Below are 7712 nucleotides of genomic sequence, written 5' to 3' on the forward strand. Positions count from 1 at the left end.
CTGCGACAGTGTCGGCTGACGGATGCCGAGCCGCTCCTCAAGCTCGCCGACGGCGTATTCGCCCTCGGCGAGGGCGCAGGCGAGCCGCAGACGTGCCGGATGCGACAATGTCTTGAGCAAGGCGGCAACCTCGCCGGCGCGCGCCTCCATCTCCGCCGGAGGTATCTTGCGGGTCATCGCGGAAGTCATCACCACGCGGCCCCCGCCAGCGCATCGAGGGGGAGTTTGAGATAGCGCCGGCCGTTGGCCTCAGGCACCGGCAGCCGGCCGCCGCGGATGTTGACCTGAAGCGCATGCAGGATCAGCTTCGGCATCGGCAAGGTGCGGTCGCGCGCCTCCCGCAGCGCGACGAAGCGCTCCTCCGTCATGCCGGCCAGATGCGGGTTCGCGCGCTTCTGCTCGCCCACCGTGCTCTCCCATCTGGCGGCGCGCCCGCCGGGCTCGTAATCGTGCCCGGTGAACAGGCGCGTATCGTCCGGCAAGGCCAGGATCGCCTGGATCGACGCCCACAGGGCCCTGGCGCTGCCACCCGGGAAGTCCGCCCGCGCCGTGCCGGAATCCGGCATGAAGATCGTGTCGTGCACGAATGCCGCGTCGCCGATCACATAGGTCACGGAGGCCAGGGTATGGCCGGGCGAGAACATCACGCGCCCCGTGAGCTCACCCACCTTGAAGCTGTCGCCCTTGTCAAACAGCCGGTCCCATTGCGAGCCGTCTGTCGCCAGCTCAGGCCAGTTGTAGAGGCCCTGCCAGAGCCTCTGGACATCCGTCACGCGCGCGCCGATGGCTGTCGGGGCACCTGTCTTCTGCTTGAGATAGTGAGCGGCCGAGAAGTGATCGGCATGGGGATGGGTATCGAGGATCCACTCGACGGTGAGCTCCTCGCGCGCCACATAGGCGAGGATCTCGTCGGCCTGATGCGTGGCGGTCGCCCCGGACTTCTCATCGAACTCATAGACCGGGTCGATGATCGCGCAGCGCTTCGTCTTCGGATCGGTGACGACATACTGGATGCTGCCGGAGCGCGGCTCGTAGAAGCCCTTGACCTGCGGCGCGCGAGCCGCATTCCGGGCGAGCCATTGCACCGCGCCCGAAAGATCGAAGCCGCGCTCGCGCCCGAAGGCCTCGACCTCGCCGGGCTTCATCCTCCCTGCCAGCACCTCGCCTAGTACGTGCAGCGTCAGTGAACGCACGCCGCTGCGGCAATGGGCGTACACCGGCCCTCTGGCTTCGGACACCGCCGCTTGGAAGGCGCGGATGTCGGCCTCGGTGATCGTCGCCGCCGTCACGGGGATGAAGCGATAGGCAAGGCCAGCGCGCTCGCAGGCCGCCTTCTCCGCGGCACTGCCGGGCTGGCCCGGTTCCTCGGCGTCAGGGCGGTTATTGATGATGGTGGCGAAGCCGGCAGTCGCCAACGTGGCGAGCGTCTCCGGACTCGGTTGGCTGGCGACCGTCAGCCGGTCGTCGATCTTCACGGCGGTCATCGGGAGCACCTTCTCTATGCCATTCATTATACAATTAAATATAATGTATATTGAAAAATGCAAGTGCGCTCCCGGGAGCTTGGCCGATGCGCGCGCGACACACGTCGCGAGGACATCGGGATTCGCTTCCGCACTTCCTTTGGAGGACCTGAACAACCCGAACCCGCACTCACGCGGTCCTTGACCTTGGTTTGGACCCAGTTCCCAGACTTCAATCGGCGACCATTCCGATTGGCGTCGGCCCATTGCGGGAATCCGCCGATCCGATATCTGTGGCATCCGTCTAAGCATGCAGAATCTCTTGCCTGCGGATCTCCGGGATTGGGAACGAATGCTCATGCGGGATTTCCTCTCCTATCTTTGGGAAGCGATCCCGTTCCGCGTCGTTCCGGCGACGATCACGACTGCGGTGCTCGTGATCCTGCTCGCCCTGCCCGTGCCGGCAGGGCTCACGCCCGATGGCAAGACAATGCTCGCCATCTTTCTCACGACCATCGTCGCGATCATCCTGAAGGTCATGCCGATCGGGGTGATGGCACTGATGGCCATGGTCATCCTGACGTTCTCTCAGGTGACAGCCGACAATTCGAGCGGCGCGGTTGCGGACGCGCTCTCAAGCTTCTCCAGCCCGCTCATTTGGCTGATCGTGACGGCCATCCTCGTCTCGATCGGCCTGCGGACGACCGGTCTGGGGCGCAGATTGGGCATGATGTTCATTGCAGCCCTCGGCAAGCGCACGATCGGGATCGGCTACGGGCTAGCGTTCTGCGAGCTGCTGCTGGCGCCGGTGACGCCCTCCAACACCGCCAGAGGCGGCGGCATCATCCATCCGATCATGAAATCGATCGCCAGCGCCTTCGATTCCGACCCCGAGAAAGGAACCGAGGGCAAGGTCGGCACCTATCTGGCGCTGGTCAACTATCACGCCAACCCGATCACCTCGGCGATGTTCATCACCGCGACCGCCCCAAACCCGCTGGTGAGAAGCTATCTGGCCGAAGCGACCGGCGGCGCGGTGGATCTCACCTGGGGCGCCTGGGCGCTCGCGATGCTCGTGCCCGGGCTGGTTTCACTGCTTCTGATGCCGCTCGTCATCTTTCTCCTCTCGCCGCCGGAGTTGAAGCACACGCCGGACGCGGTCACGTTCGCCCGCGGCGAACTTCGCGCGATGGGGCCGCTTCATCCGAAGGAGATCGTCATGCTCCTGACCTTCGCCCTGCTGCTTCTGCTATGGGCGAACGTCCCGGCCATGATTCTGGGGCCGGCCTTCCAGCTTGACCCGACCGCGGTGGCCCTGCTCGGTCTTTTCGTCCTGCTGGTCTCGGGAACGATCAGTTGGAACGACGTCCTGGCCGAGCGAAGCGCCTGGGACACCCTGATCTGGTTTGGAGCGCTCGTCATGCTGGCCGGACAGTTGAACAGCCTGGGCGTGGTCGCATGGTTCTCTGGCCTGATGCAGGGCATGATCACGTCCGCCAACCTGGGATGGGCGCTAACGGCGGCCGTGCTGGTGCTGATCTTCACCTTCGCCCACTACGCCTTCGCTTCAACCACCGCTCACATCAGCGCGATGATGCTGGCTTTCCTTGCCGTCGGCATTGCGCTGATCCCAACGGCTTATCAGGGCTTCTTCCTGTTGATGATGGTCGCGGCTTCGGCAATCATGATGACGCTCACCCATTATGCGACGGGCACCTCGCCGATCATCTTCGGCAGCGGCTATGTCACGATGGGCCGCTGGTGGACCGTCGGTCTGGTGATGTGCGTGATGGAGCTGGTCGTCTTCGCCATCATAGGCGGTATCTGGTGGAAGCTTCTGGGCTACTGGTGATGGGGCGCCTTCCGGCTCCGCCCGACCTAGCCATGGATAAGCTGCTGGCATCGCCCGGTGGGCGGCTACGACGAGCGCATCATCGTTCCCTTAAGCCATGCCCATACTGTCCTCGGATGCCGCCTACACCGACGCATCGCGCATCAATAAGCCGTTCGCGATAGGCGATTTCAAACGAACTCTCACGACGGACAGCTAAGGCCTCATCTCGAACAGCTCCTGATGGAACCGCTCTGTCACGGGCAGTCCGTGAGCCGAGAAATCCTTGCGCAACGCTTCTCCGAAGCTCGCGGGACCGCAGAACCAGATTCCGGCATTGCGCCATTCCGGTACGATCGCACGAATGCGATCACCGGTTAGGCGGCCGTCACGGGCATCGACGAGGATGTGTAGATGAATATTTGCGGCCTCGGCATCTGCCTTCAATTTCGCGAGTGCCGTCTCATCGATATCGGCGGTCGTGTGAAACAGATCAACGGTCACTGACGGGTGGTCTGGATGTGCGCGCCTTTCCTGCGCAATGTATTTCATTCTGGCGACGAACGGCGTGATGCCGATGCCGCCGCCGATCCAGATCTGGCGAGGCTGACCGTCGTCGAAGTCGAAGCAGCCGTAAGGACCTTCCACTTTCACATTCTGACCGACGCGCAGTTTCTCCCGCAGCCGGCTCGTATGGTCTCCGAGCTCCTTCGCGATGAAGGTGATCCGGCGGTCGCTGTCACGCCATGCCGAGGCGATGGTGTAGGGGTGTGCGCCTTCGCTGGCATCCGAGGTCGCGAAGGCAAATTGGCCCGGCCGGTGGCCCGGCCACCCCTTGGGTACGTCGATCGCGGTTTCGAGGACGCGCACGCCGGGGTAATAATGGAGCGACGCGATCCTGCCCTCGACCTGCCGGCCGGAACCGACGCGGCGCAGCAGCACGATCACGGCGGCGTAGATGCCAAAGGCCAGGAGCAGCGCCGTCACGAGGCCGAGCGGCGCTGTCCAGTCGTCGAAGTCGAGCAGCACGACGGCGTGGAACGCCAGGATCAGGTAGGTGACCGCGAGCAGGCGATGCGTCTTGTAGAAGAGGCGGTAGGGGAAGTATCTGGTGAGCGCCAGCGCGATCAGGAGCGCCGCCGCATAGAACGCCCATTCGCCAAGTCCCTCCGCCGTGCCGCGCAGGTTCGCGAAGGCCTGCTCGATCGGATTCTCCAAGGGCGGCCTTGCCGCCCGCACAGGCCGGTCCAGCCAGCCCCAGCCGACCGCCCATTTCGGCCCCTTGCTCCAGAGCCAGTGGATCACGGATACGAACAGCGCGGCGATGCCCAGCCATTTGTGGAGGCGGTACATCTTGTCCAATCCGCCGAGCCGGCGTTCCGGCCACCGCGGCCGCAGCGCCAGGATCATCGCAACGCTCATCGCGCCTATGGCCAGGATGCCGCTGTACTGGACCATAGCTCCGCGCAGGGCGAAGAAGTTCGTTGCCTGGAACACGGCAGGCTCGGTCGCCAGCCACAGAAGGCTCAACAGGCCGAGCAGACCCCAGAACGCGTACTTGATGTTGCGCATCGCCGTAGAATTCTCCCCGGAGGATGAAGATACCGCGTTCCGTGCGAAGCAGAATACGTCAAAGGATGGCAGCGTGCCCCGGACGCCAAGTAGATAATACTTGACTTGGCTGGCGGTGATGAGATGCCCCGTCCCGGTTTGGCCGGCGGGATGTTGCCGATGGGCTCCAGCAGCCGTCGATGTTGAACCGGTCGACGCCGGTTCGCGTCGCAATTCCACTGCCTCGAAGGATCGCTACGGCCCGCGCCGATGCATCAGTGCAGCCGCCCGCGGGGTCGGCACGCTCGCCTACTTCCTCGATACGGTCTTGGTCGAGGCAAGCTTCAGGAGCGGCACATCATCGACGACACGGCCATCGCGCGAGCCAAATTCGATGAGTTCCGGCGCCCTGTTGGGGATCGAGGTCGATGGCCGAGCCGACGGATCTGCCTGAAATCAATCTCGACGTGGCCGACTTGAATCGCATCGCGCTGACGCCGGCCCCACAAGGCGAGACAATGATCAGCTTTACATTGGGATGGGACAGCCGAGTAGGCTTCCGAGAAGCAAGTCCTGCTCTTCATTGGCCTCATAGGCCTATTCTACTGCTGCAACCGCACGGTCATCTACTGCAACGGACCGGTCATCGGGCGGCCGGAGCCTTCAGATTGCCCTGTTCCGGGCGGTGGCGTCGATTGCGCTGATTTGCTTCGCCGATGGCCCTGCAGGGGCACGCCCCTGGCCGATTCCGGCCAGGGTGGAACGGCTACCTTGTAGCAGCGGCTTCATCGGCGGCAGCCCAAATCCGCGGTTGCTGCCGATGCCCCCCCCTGCAGGCGGAATCGCCGGCGTCTTCGGCAATTTCCAGGTTGCGATATCGGCCTATTCGGGCGCCCATACCTCGGTCAGCGGCACCGCGAATGTCAATGTCACAGGGCTTGAGGCCGAGGTCCTGTTTTCCCGCTACGCTAATAGCCAGGTCACGATCAACAATATCACGGGCACCGCCGTCTCCACTTCGGGCAGCGCCGTTGCGGCCGGCGCGGGCTCCGGTGGCGTGATCACGGTCAACGGCAACGCCTCGCTTTCAATCACGGCCGCGACCGAGGCGACAGGCCTCGAAGTGTCGAATGGAGGCTCCGTCAGCTTCCTGGGCACGTCGAACCTCACGATCGGCGGGCCGACGGCACTCGGCTTCCGCACGGTGGATGGCGGCGACCTGACCTTGCAGAACGGCACAGTTTCCGTGACAGGTGCAGCCGCGACAGGGATCTGGATGGAGGCGGCGGCCACCGCAACCGCGGCCTCGGTCAATCTCTCCAATGCGACCCTCACATCGAGCGGCGACGGGATCGTCGTTCGCGGCGGAACGAATACCGTAAACCTGACCAACACGACCCTGAACAATGCGTCGGGGCTCGCGATCGACGTGGGCCCGAACGGCGCCGCATCCGCCGTGTTGAACGCGACGCTCGACAATTCGCGGATGTCCGGGCGGACCGTGAATTCGTTGTCGACCGCCTCCAATCTTGTTCTGCGAAACGGCTCGCTGTGGACGATGACAGGCAGTTCCGAGCTGACAAATCTGACCAACAGCGCGAGCACGATCAATTTTACGGCGCCTTCAGGCGATCCGGCCCTGCTGGCGAGCTACAAGACGCTATCCGTCCAGAACTATATCGGTGCTGGCGGTACGATCGGCCTGAACACCTACCTGGGCAGCGATGCGTCGCCCTCGGACAGGCTGCTGGTAAGCGGCGGCACGGTGAGCGGGACCTCGGTTCTGAGGGTTCCAACACCGTCGGTCCGGGCGCGCTCACGACTGGAAACGGCATTCTGCTCGTCGATGCGGTCGGAGGCCTGCACACGGGCAGCTTCTCGCTCGCGGGGCCGCTCTTCGCGGGGCCGTATGAGTACACGCTCGTTCGCCAGGACCGGAATTGCGGTGCCGCAGGGGGTGGCGCTTGCGAGAGCCAGTGGTCGCTGGTCTCGACCTACGTGCCGGACCCGACGCCTCCTACACCTCCTACACCTCCGACGCCGGCGCCCGCCCCGGCCGAAGTCCCCAATTACCGCCGCGAGGTCTCGCTCTATGCGGCGCTGCCGGCGATGGGGCTGATCTATGGCCGCACCATCATCGACAGCCTGCATGAGCGCATGGGCGAATTGCGTCCGCTCGAGACCGCTCCCGTCACCGAGGAGCGCACGATCTGGTGCAAGAATCCGGAGAAGAACTTCCGCTGCACCACCGTCGTGCGCCTGCCCGACAGCGTGGTGGCGGCCAATCGCTCCTATGCCTCGGCCGGCTGGGCCCGGATCATCGGCACGCACGGTAACCAGGATGGCGGGCCGGGCGGGATCTTCCGCAACGGCCCGAATTTCGACTACGACATCTATGCGCTGCAGGCCGGCCTCGACCTCTATCGCGGGATGAATGCCGACGGCAGCCGCGACCATGCCGGCATCTACGGCGCGATCGGCCGCATCCAGGGCGATGTCCGCCATTTCAACGGCATCAAGGCCGGCACCAACACTATCGACGGCTATTCGATCGGCGCCTACTGGACCCATTTTGGCGCCTCGGGCTGGTATCTCGACGGCGTCGTGCAGGGCACCTGGTTCGACGCCGAGGCCGACTCCAAGCGCCAGTTCAAACTCAACCGCGACGGCTTTGGCTTCGCCGCCTCGCTGGAAGGCGGTTATCCGATTGCGCTCGGCAATGGCTGGACCATCGAGCCGCAGGCGCAGCTGATCTACCAGACGCTGGTCAACGGCTCCGGCCATGACGGGGCGGCGCTGGTGCGCTTTTCCGATGTCGAGTCGCTCGCCGGCCGGATCGGCGCGCGCCTCGCCAAGGGCTGGGCGCT

Annotated in this window: 5 protein-coding genes and 1 pseudogene; 3 read left to right on the forward strand and 3 right to left on the reverse strand. The window is 64.4% G+C overall.

Going from position 1 to position 7712, the window contains the following annotated elements; translation table 11 throughout:
* Together B5Y19_RS25460 and blh are read right to left on the reverse strand one after the other, a co-directional pair.
* A partial coding sequence (locus tag B5Y19_RS25460; RefSeq protein WP_139384569.1) for an ArsR/SmtB family transcription factor occupies window positions 1-177 on the reverse strand: 177 nt, incomplete at its 3' end.
* Window positions 178-188: 11 nt separating this feature from the next.
* Window positions 189-1484 carry a bifunctional sulfur transferase/dioxygenase Blh gene (blh, locus tag B5Y19_RS25465; protein ID WP_079592381.1) on the reverse strand — a complete coding sequence of 432 codons (1296 nt, stop codon included), beginning with the start codon at window positions 1482-1484 and terminating at the stop codon, window positions 189-191.
* A 337-nt stretch (window positions 1485-1821) separates the two neighbouring features.
* Between blh and B5Y19_RS25470 the strand changes: the two genes are divergently transcribed.
* Window positions 1822-3315, forward strand: coding sequence for a DASS family sodium-coupled anion symporter (locus tag B5Y19_RS25470; RefSeq protein WP_244555728.1), 1494 nt, complete (start codon window positions 1822-1824; stop codon window positions 3313-3315).
* Between the two features lie 195 nt (window positions 3316-3510).
* Here B5Y19_RS25470 and B5Y19_RS25475 read toward each other — a convergent pair whose 3' ends face one another.
* On the reverse strand, window positions 3511-4866 hold the full coding sequence (locus B5Y19_RS25475) for a ferredoxin reductase family protein (protein WP_055728133.1): 1356 nt from the start codon (window positions 4864-4866) through the stop codon (window positions 3511-3513).
* Window positions 4867-6403: 1537 nt separating this feature from the next.
* Here B5Y19_RS25475 and B5Y19_RS26785 point away from each other — a divergent pair.
* Both B5Y19_RS26785 and B5Y19_RS26295 read left to right on the forward strand, forming a co-directional pair.
* Window positions 6404-6708: pseudogene (locus B5Y19_RS26785) on the forward strand (autotransporter outer membrane beta-barrel domain-containing protein); the annotation flags it as partial.
* On the forward strand, window positions 6706-7712 hold a 1007-nt coding region (locus B5Y19_RS26295; RefSeq protein ID WP_411914176.1), incomplete at its 3' end, for an autotransporter family protein. The pseudogene B5Y19_RS26785 and the gene B5Y19_RS26295, both read left to right, overlap by 3 nt.

This window comes from Allobosea thiooxidans (assembly GCF_900168195.1).
In the GTDB taxonomy this organism is placed as follows: Bacteria; Pseudomonadota; Alphaproteobacteria; order Rhizobiales; family Beijerinckiaceae; genus Allobosea; species Allobosea thiooxidans.